General features: G+C 60.2%; 14 protein-coding genes. 11 read left to right on the top strand and 3 right to left on the bottom strand.

Annotation, left to right across the window (positions count from 1 at the left end):
- Nucleotides 1-2: 2 nt before the first annotated feature.
- The 3 genes from R3F07_16680 to R3F07_16670 form a co-directional block, all read right to left on the bottom strand.
- Entirely contained in the window at nt 3-1,307 is a 1,305-nt protein-coding gene (locus R3F07_16680; GenBank protein ID MEZ5278019.1) for an ammonium transporter, read from the bottom strand.
- A 390-nt stretch (nt 1,308-1,697) separates the two neighbouring features.
- A complete protein-coding gene (locus R3F07_16675) occupies nt 1,698-2,210 on the bottom strand; it encodes a ferritin (protein MEZ5278018.1) in 513 nt (170 codons plus the stop codon).
- A 75-nt stretch (nt 2,211-2,285) separates the two neighbouring features.
- Nucleotides 2,286-2,978, bottom strand: a complete 693-nt coding sequence (locus R3F07_16670) for a site-2 protease family protein (protein ID MEZ5278017.1) — start codon at nt 2,976-2,978, stop codon at nt 2,286-2,288.
- Nucleotides 2,979-3,147: 169 nt separating this feature from the next.
- Between R3F07_16670 and R3F07_16665 the strand changes: the two genes are divergently transcribed.
- From R3F07_16665 to R3F07_16615, 11 genes are all read left to right on the top strand, one after another.
- Nucleotides 3,148-3,765: a peroxiredoxin-like family protein gene (locus R3F07_16665; GenBank protein MEZ5278016.1), complete on the top strand. Its 618-nt coding sequence runs from the start codon at nt 3,148-3,150 to the stop codon at nt 3,763-3,765.
- A gap of 124 nt (nt 3,766-3,889) precedes the next feature.
- Nucleotides 3,890-5,980: a tetratricopeptide repeat protein gene (locus tag R3F07_16660; GenBank protein MEZ5278015.1), complete on the top strand. Its 2,091-nt coding sequence runs from the start codon at nt 3,890-3,892 to the stop codon at nt 5,978-5,980.
- A gap of 50 nt (nt 5,981-6,030) precedes the next feature.
- Complete coding sequence (locus R3F07_16655; protein ID MEZ5278014.1) at nt 6,031-7,269, top strand: FkbM family methyltransferase; 1,239 nt, start codon at nt 6,031-6,033, stop codon at nt 7,267-7,269.
- Between the two features lie 204 nt (nt 7,270-7,473).
- Nucleotides 7,474-8,535, top strand: a complete 1,062-nt coding sequence (locus R3F07_16650) for an FkbM family methyltransferase (GenBank protein MEZ5278013.1) — start codon at nt 7,474-7,476, stop codon at nt 8,533-8,535.
- Between the two features lie 4 nt (nt 8,536-8,539).
- Entirely contained in the window at nt 8,540-9,745 is a 1,206-nt protein-coding gene (locus R3F07_16645) for an aromatic ring-hydroxylating dioxygenase subunit alpha (GenBank protein MEZ5278012.1), read from the top strand.
- A 213-nt stretch (nt 9,746-9,958) separates the two neighbouring features.
- On the top strand, nt 9,959-10,216 hold the full coding sequence (locus tag R3F07_16640; protein MEZ5278011.1) for a phosphopantetheine-binding protein: 258 nt from the start codon (nt 9,959-9,961) through the stop codon (nt 10,214-10,216).
- A 5-nt stretch (nt 10,217-10,221) separates the two neighbouring features.
- Complete coding sequence (locus tag R3F07_16635) at nt 10,222-11,277, top strand: ketoacyl-ACP synthase III (protein MEZ5278010.1); 1,056 nt, start codon at nt 10,222-10,224, stop codon at nt 11,275-11,277.
- Nucleotides 11,274-12,011, top strand: coding sequence for an SDR family oxidoreductase (locus R3F07_16630; GenBank protein MEZ5278009.1), 738 nt, complete (start codon nt 11,274-11,276; stop codon nt 12,009-12,011). The genes R3F07_16635 and R3F07_16630 overlap by 4 nt, the downstream gene beginning before the upstream one ends.
- Nucleotides 12,012-12,014: 3 nt before the next feature.
- On the top strand, nt 12,015-13,061 hold the full coding sequence (locus R3F07_16625) for a 3-oxoacyl-[acyl-carrier-protein] synthase III C-terminal domain-containing protein (protein ID MEZ5278008.1): 1,047 nt from the start codon (nt 12,015-12,017) through the stop codon (nt 13,059-13,061).
- A 4-nt stretch (nt 13,062-13,065) separates the two neighbouring features.
- Complete coding sequence (locus R3F07_16620; GenBank protein ID MEZ5278007.1) at nt 13,066-14,052, top strand: hypothetical protein; 987 nt, start codon at nt 13,066-13,068, stop codon at nt 14,050-14,052.
- Nucleotides 14,049-14,852 (top strand): acetyltransferase, encoded by an 804-nt coding sequence (locus R3F07_16615; GenBank protein ID MEZ5278006.1) that lies wholly within the window; start codon nt 14,049-14,051, stop codon nt 14,850-14,852. The genes R3F07_16620 and R3F07_16615 overlap by 4 nt, the downstream gene beginning before the upstream one ends.
- The last annotated feature ends 50 nt before the right edge of the window (nt 14,853-14,902 follow it).

Here is a 14,902-nt window from a genome sequence, read left to right as displayed (position 1 = left end):
ATTCAACCCGTGGTGTATCCCGTCTCGCCGTGACTGGTCAGGTCGAGCCCCCGCTCCTCGTCGCTTTCATCGACCCGGAGGCCGACAAAGGCTTTGGCCACCATTAATGCCACCACGGAAACAACCGCGCTCCAGACGATAGTCACCACCACGCTTTTGGCCTGGGCGATCAACTGGGTTGCCGTCGTCATACCTTCGGGAAGCCCTGATCCCCCCATGAAGGGCGCCGCGCAGAGTCCGGTCAGGATTGCACCGACAACCCCGCCGACACCGTGAACGCCGAAAACGTCGAGGCTGTCGTCGTAGCCGAAGCGGTGTTTGACGCTGGTCGCAAAGTAGAAACAGACCGAGCTGGAGGCGAACCCGATGAGCAGCGCCCCCATGGGACCGGCCGTGCCCGAAGCCGGGGTGATCGCGATCAATCCGGCCACCGCACCGGTGGCGATACCGACCGCGGTCGGCTTGCCGGTCCGTGCCCACTCAATGAACATCCAGGTCAGAGCCGCCATGGCAGTGGCCAGCTGAGTCACCAGCGCGGCCATCCCGGCCACTCCGTCAGCCGCCAGTTCACTGCCGGCATTGAAGCCAAACCAACCCACCCAGAGCATGGAAGCCCCCACCACGGTCAGGGGCACGCTGTGCGGGGTCAGCTGCACCTTGCCGTGACCCCGGCGTTTGCCCACCAGGATACAGGCCACCAACCCGGCGATGCCGGCATTGATGTGGACGACAGCGCCCCCGGCAAAATCGAGGACATCCCAGCTCGCGAAGAGTCCGCCTCCCCAGGCCATATGCCAGATCGGAAGGTAGGAGAGCGTGAACCAGATCGAAGTAAAGATCAGGACCGCCGAAAACTTCATCCGTTCGGCGAAGGCTCCGACGATCAGGGCGGGTGTGATGATGGCGAACGTCATCTGGAAGAAGATGAAGACCGACTCCGGAATCGATCCGCTGACCGAATCAACCGTCACCCCTTTCAGGAAAAGTTTGTCGAAACCGCCGATGATGGCGCCATCGCCGGTGGCGGCCAGGCTGTAGCCATAGACCACCCAGAGAATGCTCATGACCGCGGCGATCGCCAGGCATTGGACGAGAATGGAGAGCACATTCTTGGCCCGAACCAAACCACCATAGAAGAGAGCCAAACCCGGAAGCGTCATGAAAAGGACCAGCACGGCCGAGGTGATCATCCACGCGGTGTCCCCGCTGCTGATGGCCGGTTCGGCATCCTGGGCCGTCGCCGTGCCGGTGAGCAGGATGAGTCCGAAGGACCCGATCAGAAATCGTTTCAGGGAGTAAGTCATCATCAGAGGTTCGAGGGTTTACAGGTTGGGAACGTGTGGGAAACCCGCAAATACAGCAGAGATCATGCCACCAAATTGATCGATTGGCTTGATTTCTCACCCACCCAAACCATCCAGCGGATGATCCATCCGAATAGGTAAAGGGCGAAAAGCACGCCAGCGGAACCCGGCCCAAAGTCAGACCGATCGCTTGGGTGGCCTCGCCCCCTTCTCAAGGAGAGACAGAGACGCGAGGCGAATGATCACCCGATCGGTTGATGGATCGGGTGGCTTTCCACAGTCACCCCGTCCCGGTGGGGAGACCCGCCCCACCCGCTTTCACCTGCCGTGCCTGCGTATCGTGGTGAGAGCTGCGCTTCCGCTCGGACTCAAATTCCGGTCGGACCCGAACGGCTACTCCCCGGCAGCGGGAGCCGTCGGGCGCTCGCCGGCCAATCGATCGAGCATGAGCATGGCCTCGTTGTTGTCCCCGGCTCGCTTCAACTTGTCGATCATGTCGGATACCGTCTTTTCCTCTTCCACCTGCTCATCGACAAACCACTTCAGAAAGGAGACCGTGGCGTAGTCCGCCTCGTCATGGGCAAGTTTGTAGAGCCCATAGATGCTCTTGGATACTTCCTGCTCCTGCGACAGACTCGCCTTGAAAACATCGAGCGGCGAATCGAACTCGCTTACTGGCGCCGGGATCTGGGGAAGTTTGACCGAACCCTCCCGATCCAGCACATAGTGGTAGAATTTCATGGCATGGATGCGCTCCTCGCCGCTCTGCATGGCCATCCAGGCGGCAAACCCATCCCAGGCTTCCCGCTCAAAATAGGCAGACATCGACAGGTAAGCATGAGCGGAGGCGAATTCCATCCCGATCTGCTTGTTCAGAGCCTTTTCCAGTGTACTCGATAACTTCATTCCAGGACGGTAGCCCAAACTACCGGAGAATTCCAGACCCGAAATGGTATTGGTCCGCCGGAAGTGGATCCGTCCTTACCGGGACGAAATCGCCCGCGACGCCTGAAAGGCGCGCCAGCAATTCGATCCGATGAAAAGAGCCATGATCCCGACCCACAGGTCCTGCCACCAGACGGCCAGACCGATCAGGCCGGCTACACCGACCATCCCGACCGACGTGGCCACGAGAAGACTCTTCCTCGGGCCGAGCCCGAACCAGAGCAGGCTCCGCAGTATCTGTCCGCCATCCAGCGGGTAGACCGGGAGCACGTTGAAGATGAGAAGGACCAGGTTGATCAGGGAGGTCATCGAGACCCAGGTCCAGAAATCCTGCGAAGCGGGAGCCGCCCCCGTAATGATCAGCAGTTGGGAGGCAAAGTAGATGATGGGGATGAGCGCGACATTGACCAGTGGGCCGGCCGCAATGCTCCAGAGCTGCGCTCCGGGGCGAAAGGGCGGATTCACATAGGCGATGCCTCCGAGAGGCCAGAGGACAATCCGTTCCGCCTGGCCACCGACCTGGCGACAAGCCAGGGAATGTCCAAATTCGTGCATCAGCACAATGGCGAAAAGCGTCAGGTATTCGACCACATTCCAGACGGGCGACGCGTAGGCGCCCTGCCGCCGGCTGATCCCCCACATGGCCACAATCAGCCAACTCCAGTGGAGCCAGACCGTGATTCCCCGGAATTGAAAGAGACGGACCGACCCCTGTTGTGTTGGCAACATCCCTAATGCGCTACCGGCAAGCGGTCTCCGCAACAAGCGGAAAGGGTTCGTCCCATCGGTTCTTCCTCCGCGCACATCACCAATTGATTGCCACAATCGCCGGATTCAACGGAATAGGGGAACCCACCGGCTGCTCTATCCCATCAAATACCGCGTAATCTCCCGGATCATGATCAAATCTCCGCTTTCCCTGACTGCCCTGAGCCTGGCGCTTGGCCTTTCTGCATTGGCCGTTCTTCGGGCCGCAACCGAAGTCGACCATCTGAAGGCCGGCGATCCCGTCCCGGCCGGATCCCTCAGGACCGATCCGCGGGAGGTCGGTGACCTGCAGGACCTTCTCGCCGGAAAACGGAGCGGTCTCCGCTTCTACCGGGGTGGTTGGTGCCCCTATTGCAACAAACACCTGGAGGCTCTTGCGGAAATTGTTCCCGAACTGGAAACGTCAGGCTACCAGATCCTAGCCATCAGTCCTGACCGACCGGAGAAACTTCGGGCCAAGCCCGATCTCGGCCGACTGCCCTACACACTGCTTTCCGACAGTCCGATGACGGTTTCCAGCGCTTTGGGCATCTCCTTCAGGGTCGAGGATGAACTGGTCGACAAGTACCTGAACAGCTATGGGATCGATCTGGAGGGAGATTCAGGACAAAACCATCACCTCCTGCCCTACCCGTCCGTCTTCATCATCGACGGGGCAGGCATCATCCGGTTTGCCCATGTCGACCCGAACTACAAGGTGAGGATGGACCCCGAAGCGATCGTCGAGACAGCCAGGTCTGTTCAGTAGTCGTTAGATCCGGAAATTCAACCATGCCGGTTTTCTCGGCGTGGACGGCACGGCATGATTGACCCGGCGGGGTCTTTGCTTTGAGCATTTCGGAAGTCCTCCTTCCGATTACGATCCCGACCGAATGAATCCAGCCCGAATCCAGCGTCTTCTCCATGACGCTCTCGCCAACCACAAGGCCGGGCGATCGGACATGGCCCGGGATGGGTATGCCGCGGTCCGCAAGGCGGCCCCGAGAAACTTCGACGGTTACCACCTCGCCGGTATCCTCGAGCTCGGCCAGGGGCGCATGGACGAAGCCGAGAGACTCCTCCGCCGCGCCCACCGTCTCGACCGGCAATCAACCGCCTGTGAAAAAAAGCTCGCGATCGTTCTACTGGCGAAGAACAACCCGGTTGAAGCGGAAAAGCACCTGAGGGCTGTCCTGACCCGCGATCGGGGGGATCTCGAGGCGCTAACCCGACTGGGCGAGGCCCTCCGGCTTCAGGGCCGGGCCGGAGAAGCGGTATCCATCCTCCGGGAGTCTGCCGCCCTCCATCCGGATTCAGCGGAGGTACAGAACAACCTCGGCCTCGCTCTCAAGGATTCCGGTTCCTATGAGGAAGCCGCCGCCTGCTTCCGAAGGTCGAGCGACCTGAACCCGAAGGCCGATGCACCCCACAACAACCTGGGCATCGTGCTGAAGGAAACCGGCGACCTTGATCGGGCCATCGCGTGCTACTGGAAAGCCCTCGAGCTCAATCCCCGCTCACATCTTGCCCTGAACAACCTGGGGAACGCCCTGAAGGAAAAAGGCGATTTCCTCAAAGCGAAAACGGCGTTTGAGAAGGCAATCGAAATAACACCCACCTATGCCGTTGCCCACAATAACCTCGGCACGGTTTTCAATGAACTCGGAGATGCGGCAAGCGCCCTCGCGGCGTTCGAACGGGCGATTCTCCTCAGACCCGGCTATCACCACGCCCTGAGCAACCGATTGCTCACCCTGAACTACGGCGGAACCCTCGATGGCCGGTCCCTGATCGAAGAGCACCTCGAGGTGGGCCGGCAGTTTGAGGCGCCCTTCGCCCGGGGTCGCCGTCCCCACCCCAATCCTCGCGACCCCGACCGCCGGCTCCGGATCGGCTATGTCTCCGGTGACTTTCGCGATCATCCGGTAGCCCGCTTCATTGAACCGGTCCTTTCCCGGCACGATCGCACTCAATTCGAAGTATTCGCCTATTCGAACCACCGTCTCGAGGACGGCATCTCCGCCGACCTCAAGTCGGTCGTTGATCACTGGATACCTGTCTGGGCTCTCAATGATGAGGCCATGGCGGACCGGATCCGCGGCGACGGAATCGACATCCTCGTCGACTTGTCCGGACACACCGCCCACAACCGCCTGCTCGTCTTCGCGCGCAAGCCGGCTCCGATCCAGGTGTCCATGATCGGGTACATGCAGACCACCGGCCTGACCTCGATCGACTTCCGGGTGACCGATCATGCGATCGATCCGGAAGCCGACGGGGGATCCTCGGGCAGCGAAAAGCTCCTTCGGCTTCGTCATGGTGCGGCCACCTATCGGCCTCCGGAATGCTGCCCCGAAGTCAATCCGCTCCCCGCATTGAGCAATGGGTTCATCACCTTCGGCTCATTCAACAATCTGGCCAAGGCCACCCCGGAAGCCATCCATGCCTGGGTCGCCATCCTCAAACGCCTGCCGACTGCCCGGATGCTCATCGTGGGGCGGTCCGGACACTCTGTCGGGCAGATCATGCAGGATCAGGGCATCGCGGCCGACCGCCTCGACCTCATCGATCGATTGCCCCTCGAAGGCTACCTCGCCCTCCATCATCGGGTGGATCTTCTCCTCGACACCTTCCCCTACAACGGCGGCACAACCAACCTGAACGCCATCTGGATGGGAGTGCCCTTCGTATCTCTGGCGGGATCAAGCACAGTCGCACGAACAGGGCCCAGCTTGCTTCGAGTCATCGGGTTGGAAGACCTGGCGGCAACCAATAAGGACGACTATATCGAGCGGGCCGTCGCCGCCGCATCAAATCTCGATCAATTGTCTGCCTGGCGTCCGGTTCTCAGGCTCCGGGTTGAACCATTGCTCGGTGATGGCACAGAGTTTACGCGCGAGCTTGAAACTCAACTTCTCGCTGTCTGGAGGGAATGGTGCGCGACCGTCGGGACTGCTTCACAGAAGAATGGACGCCACGATTGAATAAAACCTGGATCAAACCCATTCCACGAAATCGACCGAATTCACCAGGCATGTTGACTCCTCCCTCCGATCTCATCTCACGAATCGTCAACCGGATCGATCTCGGCGACCTTCCGATCGATGAGGCGCTCGCCCTGGCGGTTGATGCATTCGGGGATGACCCTTGCTTCGCACTTCCTCGGAAATCCCGCCGGATCTTCGAGGAATCCGGCCCCGAGACCGAAGTCATCCTGCTCGGAACCACACCGTTCTCCAGAATCCTGATCTCCGAGGTGGACAGCCGGGTCAAGATTACGGCAGCTGTCGATGATTTCCGGGCGGGAAAGAACGAACATTTCGAAGGGCTTCCGATCATCACGTCAGAAGAATGGATCAGGCGCGCCTCCCAAGGCGGGAACATCATCGCCGTAAGCGGATGCCGCTATGATCGATCGCGTCGCTTTTTCCGGCAAATGGCCCGGGAGAAGAGCCTCGTCCACCTGAATTTCGAGCAGGCCATCCGACTCTTTGGAATCCATCCGGCCAAGGATCACCGCATCGACGACTGGGGTCCGGCCATTGCCGCCCGATTCCCTGAATTCCATAATCTGCAGACACGCCTTTCCGACGACTATTCGCGTTTCACACTCTCCTCTGTCCTGCTGTCGCAACTGACCTGCAATCCGGAATGGCTCCTCAACGCCGCCCGAATCTACTGCACCCTCTATTTCAGGTCGGGTCTCTTTGTGCCGGGTTCGCAGGAGCGCTTCGTCGATTGCGGAGCCTCTATCGGAGAGTCCACTGCCGCACTTCTCGATGCCACCGATGGGAGATTCGACCGAATCTGGATGATTGAGCCTGATCGCTACAACAGCGATACTTTGCGGAACTTCATCAAGGGGATTTCGGCCATTGATCAACCACAGAGAGTCATCTTGCATTCCTGTGCACTCGGCGAAGTCGAAGAAGAGATCCCCTTTGCCCATCAGGGTGGACACGGCGGTCACCTGCTTCAAGGGACATCAACCGATGCAGGGGTTGCTTCGGTCAAGGTGCGCCGGCTCGACGATCTTCTCGATGAACCGCCCACTTTCATCAAGATGGATATCGAAGGTGCTGAACTGAGTGCACTCCGTGGCGCCGCCGGAACCATTCATGCAGCACACCCAAGAATGGCCATCTCCGCCTACCACCGGCCGACCGACCTTGTCGACCTGACCCGGGCGGTCGACCAGCTCTCCGAGGGATACCGGATCGGACTCCGCCACCATACCGAAGAACGATGGGACACTTGCCTCTATTTCTACTGATCTTGCACCAGGCGGCAGTTAGTGATGAAACCTGCCTTCGCTCCATCTCCCGCCTTTCCGCAATGCACGCCCGTGAAGCACCTTGATTTCCTCAGGGATCGATTCGATCGATCTGTTCAAACAGCGACAGGGAACCCCCTTCATGGCCTGCCAAAATGGGCCGGGGATATCGATTGGCCTCATCGCGAACAACTGTCCTTTATTGTGTGCGGAACCGGTTTTTGGGCGACGGTTTTTCTTCACTATGCGGGACCACTTGATGTTGTCGCCGTTGTTGATGATTATCACGCCGGAGAGGTGATTCTCGGGCATGCTTGCATCAATACGGAACAACTCCTTTCACTTGTCCGGAAGCGGCCTGACATCATCTGCATCAACAGTGGCCAATCAGACGCGGGCTACAGCCACTTTGAACGCCTGGGTCTCGAGTTTCATATCCGTATGCTGAATTACCTGCAGGCGATTCGCGCCCTGCAGATCAAACCGGACATCAGGGTGTCCGACTGGATGAAGACCATCCTCAGTCGAGCGGATGATTTCCGAGAGACGGAACGCCTTCTTTGCGATGATTCATCGGTCGAGACGCTCTATTCCTCGCTTCTCTATCATCTTGAAACGGACCGGGAGTATCTCTTGGCGGTGAATCGGCCGGCTGATGCCGGATACTTTCGATCAGGACTTTTCCAGGTCCAATCCGGGGAGGTCTATGTCGACGGTGGTGCCTTTACCGGCGACAGCGTTCAGACGTTTATCCAGGCAGCTCACGGACAGTTCCGGCAGATCCATGCCTACGAGCCGGATCCGGTCAATTACCAGCAGCTTGAGGCCTGGTTGGCACGGCAAAGCCTCCACGGCTACGATTCGCGCATTGCATTGCACCTGAAGGCCGTGGGCGATGAATCCCGCACACTTTCGTTCAACCAGCATTCCAACGCCGGGTCGTATATCTCTCACGACACACCATCCGGACCGCACCCTTTTGAGAACATCAATCAAATCGATGTGCCCTGTGTCACCCTTGACCACGACATCAGCGAGCCGATCTCGCTGCTCAAGCTCGATATTGAGGGGCACGAGCTCAAGGCGCTGAAAGGGGCATCCGGCCACCTCAAACGATCCAAGCCCAAACTCGCGGTCTGTGCCTACCATTTGCCCACCGACCTGATCGACCTTCCACAGTTCATCGCCGGGCTGGAAAAAGGCTACCGGATCGGCCTCCGGCACCACAGCAACGTGCGCTACGATACAATTCTATACGCATTCTAATCCGATGCAGCCCCTGATCACTCCTCTTGACTACACCGATCCCACGGTTTTCGCCGCCGAAAGGGACAACATCTTCCTGAAGCGTTGGCTCTTCGCCGGACTTGCTGACGATCTGCCCAATCACCAGGACTTTCGATGCCTCGAGGTGTGCGGCATCCCGGTCATCCTGCAGAACTTCGAGGGAGAGATCAAAGCCTTCAACAATGTCTGCTCCCACCGGTTTGCCCGCTTGCACAGAGAGCCCTGCGGCAATCGGGAACTGCGCTGCCCCTACCACGGATGGATCTACAACGCCGAGGGCATTCCCTACGCCATTCCCCGGCGTCCCCTCATCGCGGAAATCACTCCGGAAACACTGCCCGATTATCGGTTGAGTCGATGGCACGTTCGCAAGTTTGGCCCCCTCCTCTTTATCAAGAAGGAATTCCCCGACCGGCCGCCGCCCGCGCACCAGGACCTCGAAATGCAGTTCGCCGATTTTGCCGGTCCGCTGACCAATCTGACCACGGCACTGGGGGAGGTGGTTGAACGGACCGACTACACCATCTCCGCCAATTGGAAAATCGTGGTCGAGAATACCCTCGAGGGCTATCATGTGGATTGGGTCCATCCCACCACAATCAAGAAACTGGGGTTGACCGGTCTCGTGACGTCCGATTCGTCCTCCCCGGCTCCGGCGCCTGAACAGATGGCAACGCCGGACGATTTCAAACCGGCGGGAAAAGAGGCCCGGGGAAGTCAATTCACCTTCACCGGGGAGAATTCCGCCGTGCACTCGCCCATGCCTGAGGCGATCGCGGCCAAGCTCGACCGGGTTTATTCGTTCCTCAACCGGCGGCCACAGCGACTCGAGGGTTACCGGCATTTCTACCTCTTTCCCAATTTCGTCTTCGCCTCAACCCGCGGGGAATCCTTCAGCCTCCAGATTCTCCTGCCGGTCGATGAAAAATCCACCCGCCTGACCAGCCTGCTCTTTGCCACCAACGGCCTGGGCGAGATGACCCGGATGGAAACGGCCCTCAAGAAGCAGTTCTATCTCTCGGCCGCCGAATTCGTCAGAGCCATCTTCGCGGAAGACGTCGGCATCTGCGAGGAGGTTCAAAAAGGTGTCGGAGCCGCCCACCTCAAGGGGATTCTCAGTGACGAAGAGGAGCGGATTTGCGGATTCCAGCGAGCCTGTGCCGATGCCCTGGGTCGCACCACGTCCTGAGATCCACAGCACCACGGCGGCCGCGTCCTGGGTCCAAATCCGCCCGCTGCGGCAAAATACATTTGCGACACTCCTTTCACGGGTTTACTCAAGGCCTCGAATGAGACTCATTCCTCCATCCAGGGTCGGACTCCCCAGGCGTTTCCCGTCACTGCGCTCACCGAGTTCCCTCCCGCGAGTCCACTGCCCTTTGCCGTCCCGCAAGATTCCATCATGACAGAAAATGCCCAGTCCCCGGACGTCGATCAATTCGTCCGCTTCTATGAAGACGCCATTGAAGGCATCGAGCCCAACTCGCTCGAGCCCTCAACGAAATACCACGAGATGGCACAGTGGGACTCGCTGGCCCTGCTCTGCCTGATCGCCATGATCGACTGCGAGTACGAGGTCCAGATCGCCGGAGCCGATCTTCGGGCCTGTGACACCCTGCAGGACGTCTACGATCTGGTTTCAGCCAAGAAGGCTTCCTGATTTCGATGGCCCTGGCCACGCTGAAGAACGTTCGCATTGCCGGAATCGCCTCGGCGGTCCCGAGCAACCGGGTCTCCAACTCCGACTATGCCGTCGTCTCGGAGGAACAGCGCCAGAAAGTCATCAAATACACCGGCATTCAGTACCGCCGGTGGGCACCGCAGGAGCTTTGCAGCTCGGACCTCTGTCAGGCCGCCGGTGATCATCTTCTCGGCGAACTGGGCTGGACGCCGGATGAGATCGAAGCCCTCGTTTTCGTGACGCAGACGGCCGATTACCCCTTCCCCAGCACGGCCCAGATCCTTCAGGATCGGATGGGGTTGCCCCGGAGTTGCCTGGCCTTCGATGTCAACCTGGGGTGCTCCGGATACACCTACGGCCTTCACATCCTGGGCAGCCTCCTGGAATCGGCCGGCTGCCGGAAGGGCCTGATCATGGCCGGCGACGTCTCCAAGATGCATGGCGACAGCGACCCGGCCAGCGCCGTCCTCTTCGGCCATGCCGGCTCGGCCACCGCCATGGAACGGAGTCCCGGGTCGAAACCGATTCACTTTGAGTTGGGAAGCGATGGGGCGGGCTTCCGTACGATCTACGTTCCTGCCGGTGGGGCCCGCCAGCCGGTAGGAGCAGCCGCCTTCAAGAAAGACGCGCTCGAGACTGGAGGATCCCGGGGCGCGACCGATGTCGTCCTCGATGCGGCCGACATAATGAATTTTACCCTGAGGGAAGTACCGGTCTCCATTCGAAAGTTGCTTGAAGGCGCCGCCGTCAGCGTGCCGGAAATCGATGCCTTCGTCTTCCATCAGGCCAACCTCTTCATCAACAACCAGGTCGCCCGCAAGCTGCGGATCAAGCCGGAACAGGCCCCCACCACCCTCTTTGATTTCGGCAACACCAGCTCGGCCACCGTGCCGCTGACCATCACCGCCAACCTGCGCGAACGCATCGCCGCTGGACCGGCACGAATCGTGATGTCCGGATTCGGAGTCGGCCTGTCCTGGGCCTCCGTTTACTGGGAATCCGATACCGGGGTCGTCCTTCCCGGGCTGATCGAGTTATGAACCCGTTCGACCTGACCGGGAAGACCATCCTTGTCACCGGTGCAACGGCCGGTCTTGGGCGCCAGACCGCCATCACCCTCTCCAGACTGGGCGCCCGGCTGATCATCACCGGGCGAAATGAATCCCGACTTGAGGCAACTGCTGCCGAACTGTCCGGCAGCGAACACCTCGCTTACCCGGCCGATCTGACCCAAACCGCCGCACGCGATGCGCTCGTGGCGCAAATGCCCGGGTTGGACGGGATCAGCCACTGTGCCGGCGTGACCCTCCTGCACCCCTTCAAATTCTCCACCGAGCGTCACTACCACGAGGTCTACGCAATCAACGTGGAAGCTCCCCTCTTCCTCACCCAGCGCCTCTTCAAGGGAAAGCGTCTGAATCATGGCGCGTCGATCGTATTCGTCTCCTCACTCGGGGCATTCATCGGGGCCCGCGGTCATTCCATTTACGCAGGATCCAAGGCCGCGCTGGTCGGAGTCATGCGGGTCCTGGCCCACGAACTGGCCGTATCACGAATCCGGGTGAACTGCCTGTCTCCAGGGATGGTCAAGACCGAGGTCGTCGACGGATTCGCGCAACAGGTATCCAGGGAATTGGTGGATGCCGACGAGGCACGCTACCCTCTCGGCTACGGTCACCCCGAAGATGTCGCCAACGCCGTGGCCTTCTTCCTGTCACCTGCCGGAAAATGGATCACCGGCCAGAATCTCATCATGGATGGAGGCCTGACCTGAACCATGCCCACCCTTTCGATACCCAATGTCCGTCTGGTCGGAATCGGCGCCGCCGTTCCGGTCCTGCGCCCTGTCAAATGGGAGGACCTCGGACCCGTCGCCGCAAGTCTCGTCGCTCAACGCAAGCGAGGCGAGACCGCCTATCGCCGGGCAGCCCTTCCGGACGAATGCCAATCCGACTTCTGCCACGCCGCCGCACAATACCTGATCCAGGCTCTCGAGTGGCAACCGGAGACCATCGACCTTGTGGTCATGACCACGCTGACCGCGGACTACCCGATTCCGGCGACCGCGATCATCCTTCAGGATCGCCTCGGCATCCCGAAATCCGCCGCCGCCTTCGACCTGCCCAGCGGCAGTGATGGGTTTCTCCATGGACTCCAACTCGTGGCTGCCATGCTCGCCAGCGGCGGCCTGCGCCGCGCCCTGCTCCTTTCGGGTGAGGTCTCGAAGAACGAGGGAACGGTTCTGTCCGATTCGCCTCATAAGGTCATAGCCGGCCACAGCGGAACGGTGTGCGCCCTGGAATCAGTCGAGGGTGCGCCGGCAATGGTCTTTGATTCGGGCGGTGATGGCTCCCGCTTCGGAGCGTTCCATATGCCGGTCGGAGGAGTCCGGAACCCCCCAAGGCCCGAAATGTTCGCCACGCCCGAAGGCGTTCGCGAAGCGAGTGACTTTGTCATCGATTTTCAGGCCATCGGAGCGGCCGCGCGAGTCGAATTGCCGGCTTCCGTCCAACGCACCCTTGGTCGGGCGGGGACCACCATCGACCAAATAGACCGTGCGTTCTTCACCCCGATGGAGCTGCCGGTCGAGGAAGATGTCCGTCGCACGATCGGACTTTCCCGTGACCGATACACCGGCAAGGTTTTTGACTATGGAATCAGCGGATCAGGGTCCATCCCGCTCGCCATGGTGGCCAGCGCGGCCTCAACCCTGGGGCAGAGTCGCCTGAGGCTCCTTCTCGGCGATATCGGCCCCGGTCTCTCCTGGGGCAGCGCCCTGCTCGAGGCCGAACCCATGGTCTGCCCGGAATTGATTGAAATGTGAGCCGATGCCATCGATCGATTCCGAGAATCTCTTGCTCAACGGCGATTTCGCCTCGTGGGGACGACTCGAGGACGCGGGATCACCGGAAGGCCTGAGTTGTCCGACCTGGCAACAAACCTTCCTCGCCGACCGATGGAAGGTCCGCTACGCGGGTTTGGGAGATCGGGAAGTGACCCAGGCCCGGGCAGATGCCAAAGATCCGGAAGGCCTTCCCGGATACGCCCTTGAGCTGCGGGGAATCGATGATCTCGGACAATCGGTCTTTGTCGGACAGAGAATCGAAGCGGCCGAAGCCGGACGCTACCGCCGGGCCCTTCGCTTTTCCATCGCGGCGATGGTCGATGGCGTGGACGACCCCGCCGTGCCTTTGCGCCTGTGGATCGGCACGGCCCGAAAAGCGGATATCTTCGGAAACGCCTTCAATGATGAGACCAACCTGCGGAAGCCCATCGATCTTCAGCCATTCCCGGCCGGATCCTGGGTCCATCTCGAGACGTTGATTGACGGGAACAACCTGCCCGCAACCGGACTTTCGGTCGAAATCGAGATACCGGCCGCCATCCTCGGAAAAGCAGGCGCCCGGCTTCGTCTTTCGCGGGCCATCCTGACCGATGCGGAGACACCGGACGGCCCGCCCGCCTCATCGGCCGCGATCGTCAAACCACTCCTGAGCCGGTTCTTTCAGCGCCACGACGCTTCCACCGTCAACTCCATCGGCCGGGCCCTCGTCGTCAATGCTCACGAGCTTCATTTTCAGTTCCGATTTGGTGAAATGCGGGCGTTTCCCGCCTGCACCCTCCCCCGGGAGGGGGAAGGTCTCCGGATCTTCGATCTCGACGGCCGAATCCAGGCCGGATTCACCTACGACCTGACCTACCGTTCGCGCGGTTCCGTCATCCTGAGGGCATCCAAAAAGGATCACGGTTTGCGGGATGGTTTCCTGTCCTTTGTCGGCTACCGGGCAGCCATCCTGCTCGACGCTGAACTATGATTCATTACCGGCATCACGAATTCGGAATCGAGAAAATCGAGGAAGGTCGTTCCACCTTCATCGCACCCGAGCCGGACAATGCCGCCTGGCGCGACTACCTCACCTGGACCTCCAAGGGAATTGCCGCGATCGAGCAACCGGCGCGACCCTTCTTCCATCAGGTCCAAGCTCCAAAAAGACTCCTCATCATCGGTGCCGGCACCTACGGTCGGGAACTCTATTGGATGTCACGGACTGCCCGCGGAGCGGGTATCGACTGGACGGTTGAGGGGTTCCTCAGTGATGTCCCCGATTCCCTGGACACCTTTCCCGGCTTTCCCCCGATCGTCGGACCGACCGACTATGCTCCCGGAGAACACGATGTCTTCATCTGTGCCATCGGCGATCCCGGGGATCGCGACGAAGTAACCCGACGGATACGCGCCCGAGGGGGACGCTTTCTCAACCTGATTCAACCCTCAGCCCTGATTTCCGGTGATGTCGAACTGGGTGAGGGAGTCATCATCGAATCCTTCGTCGGTATCGGAACAAACACCCGGATCGGTGATTTCTGCAGCGTCCTGGGACACGTCAATATCGGTCACGACGTCACGATCGGGAACTGCGTACAGCTATCTCCCTTTGCCTGCATCCTCGGGCGGGCGGACATTGGGGACAATGTCCTGATCGGCAGCCACGCCGTGATCTTTCCCGGAATCAAGGTCGGAACCGGCGCCACCGTCGGAGCCGGTGCCATTGCCATTTCCCATGTCGCACCCGGCACGACTGTCTTTGGAAACCCGGCCAAACGGCTTGGCTGACCTTCAGTCCGCCGGTCGGGTTGACTGCCTCCACGGACAGGTTCGGGCCA

This window comes from Opitutaceae bacterium (assembly GCA_041395105.1).
Classification (GTDB): Bacteria; Verrucomicrobiota; Verrucomicrobiia; order Opitutales; family Opitutaceae; genus B12-G4.
This window is presented reverse-complemented; position numbering and strand designations above follow the sequence as displayed.

Bases quoted from the DNA above. Each gene is read 5' to 3' on its own strand.
- R3F07_16680 (MEZ5278019.1), bottom strand. From the start codon at position 1,307: ATGATGACTTACTCCCTGAAACGATTTCTGATCGGGTCCTTCGGACTC.
- R3F07_16675 (MEZ5278018.1), bottom strand. From the start codon at position 2,210: ATGAAGTTATCGAGTACACTGGAAAAGGCTCTGAACAAGCAGATCGGG.
- R3F07_16670 (MEZ5278017.1), bottom strand. From the start codon at position 2,978: ATGTTGCCAACACAACAGGGGTCGGTCCGTCTCTTTCAATTCCGGGGA.
- R3F07_16665 (MEZ5278016.1), top strand. From the start codon at position 3,148: ATGATCAAATCTCCGCTTTCCCTGACTGCCCTGAGCCTGGCGCTTGGC.
- R3F07_16660 (MEZ5278015.1), top strand. From the start codon at position 3,890: ATGAATCCAGCCCGAATCCAGCGTCTTCTCCATGACGCTCTCGCCAAC.
- R3F07_16655 (MEZ5278014.1), top strand. From the start codon at position 6,031: ATGTTGACTCCTCCCTCCGATCTCATCTCACGAATCGTCAACCGGATC.
- R3F07_16645 (MEZ5278012.1), top strand. From the start codon at position 8,540: ATGCAGCCCCTGATCACTCCTCTTGACTACACCGATCCCACGGTTTTC.
- R3F07_16640 (MEZ5278011.1), top strand. From the start codon at position 9,959: ATGACAGAAAATGCCCAGTCCCCGGACGTCGATCAATTCGTCCGCTTC.
- R3F07_16635 (MEZ5278010.1), top strand. From the start codon at position 10,222: ATGGCCCTGGCCACGCTGAAGAACGTTCGCATTGCCGGAATCGCCTCG.
- R3F07_16630 (MEZ5278009.1), top strand. From the start codon at position 11,274: ATGAACCCGTTCGACCTGACCGGGAAGACCATCCTTGTCACCGGTGCA.
- R3F07_16625 (MEZ5278008.1), top strand. From the start codon at position 12,015: ATGCCCACCCTTTCGATACCCAATGTCCGTCTGGTCGGAATCGGCGCC.
- R3F07_16620 (MEZ5278007.1), top strand. From the start codon at position 13,066: ATGCCATCGATCGATTCCGAGAATCTCTTGCTCAACGGCGATTTCGCC.
- R3F07_16615 (MEZ5278006.1), top strand. From the start codon at position 14,049: ATGATTCATTACCGGCATCACGAATTCGGAATCGAGAAAATCGAGGAA.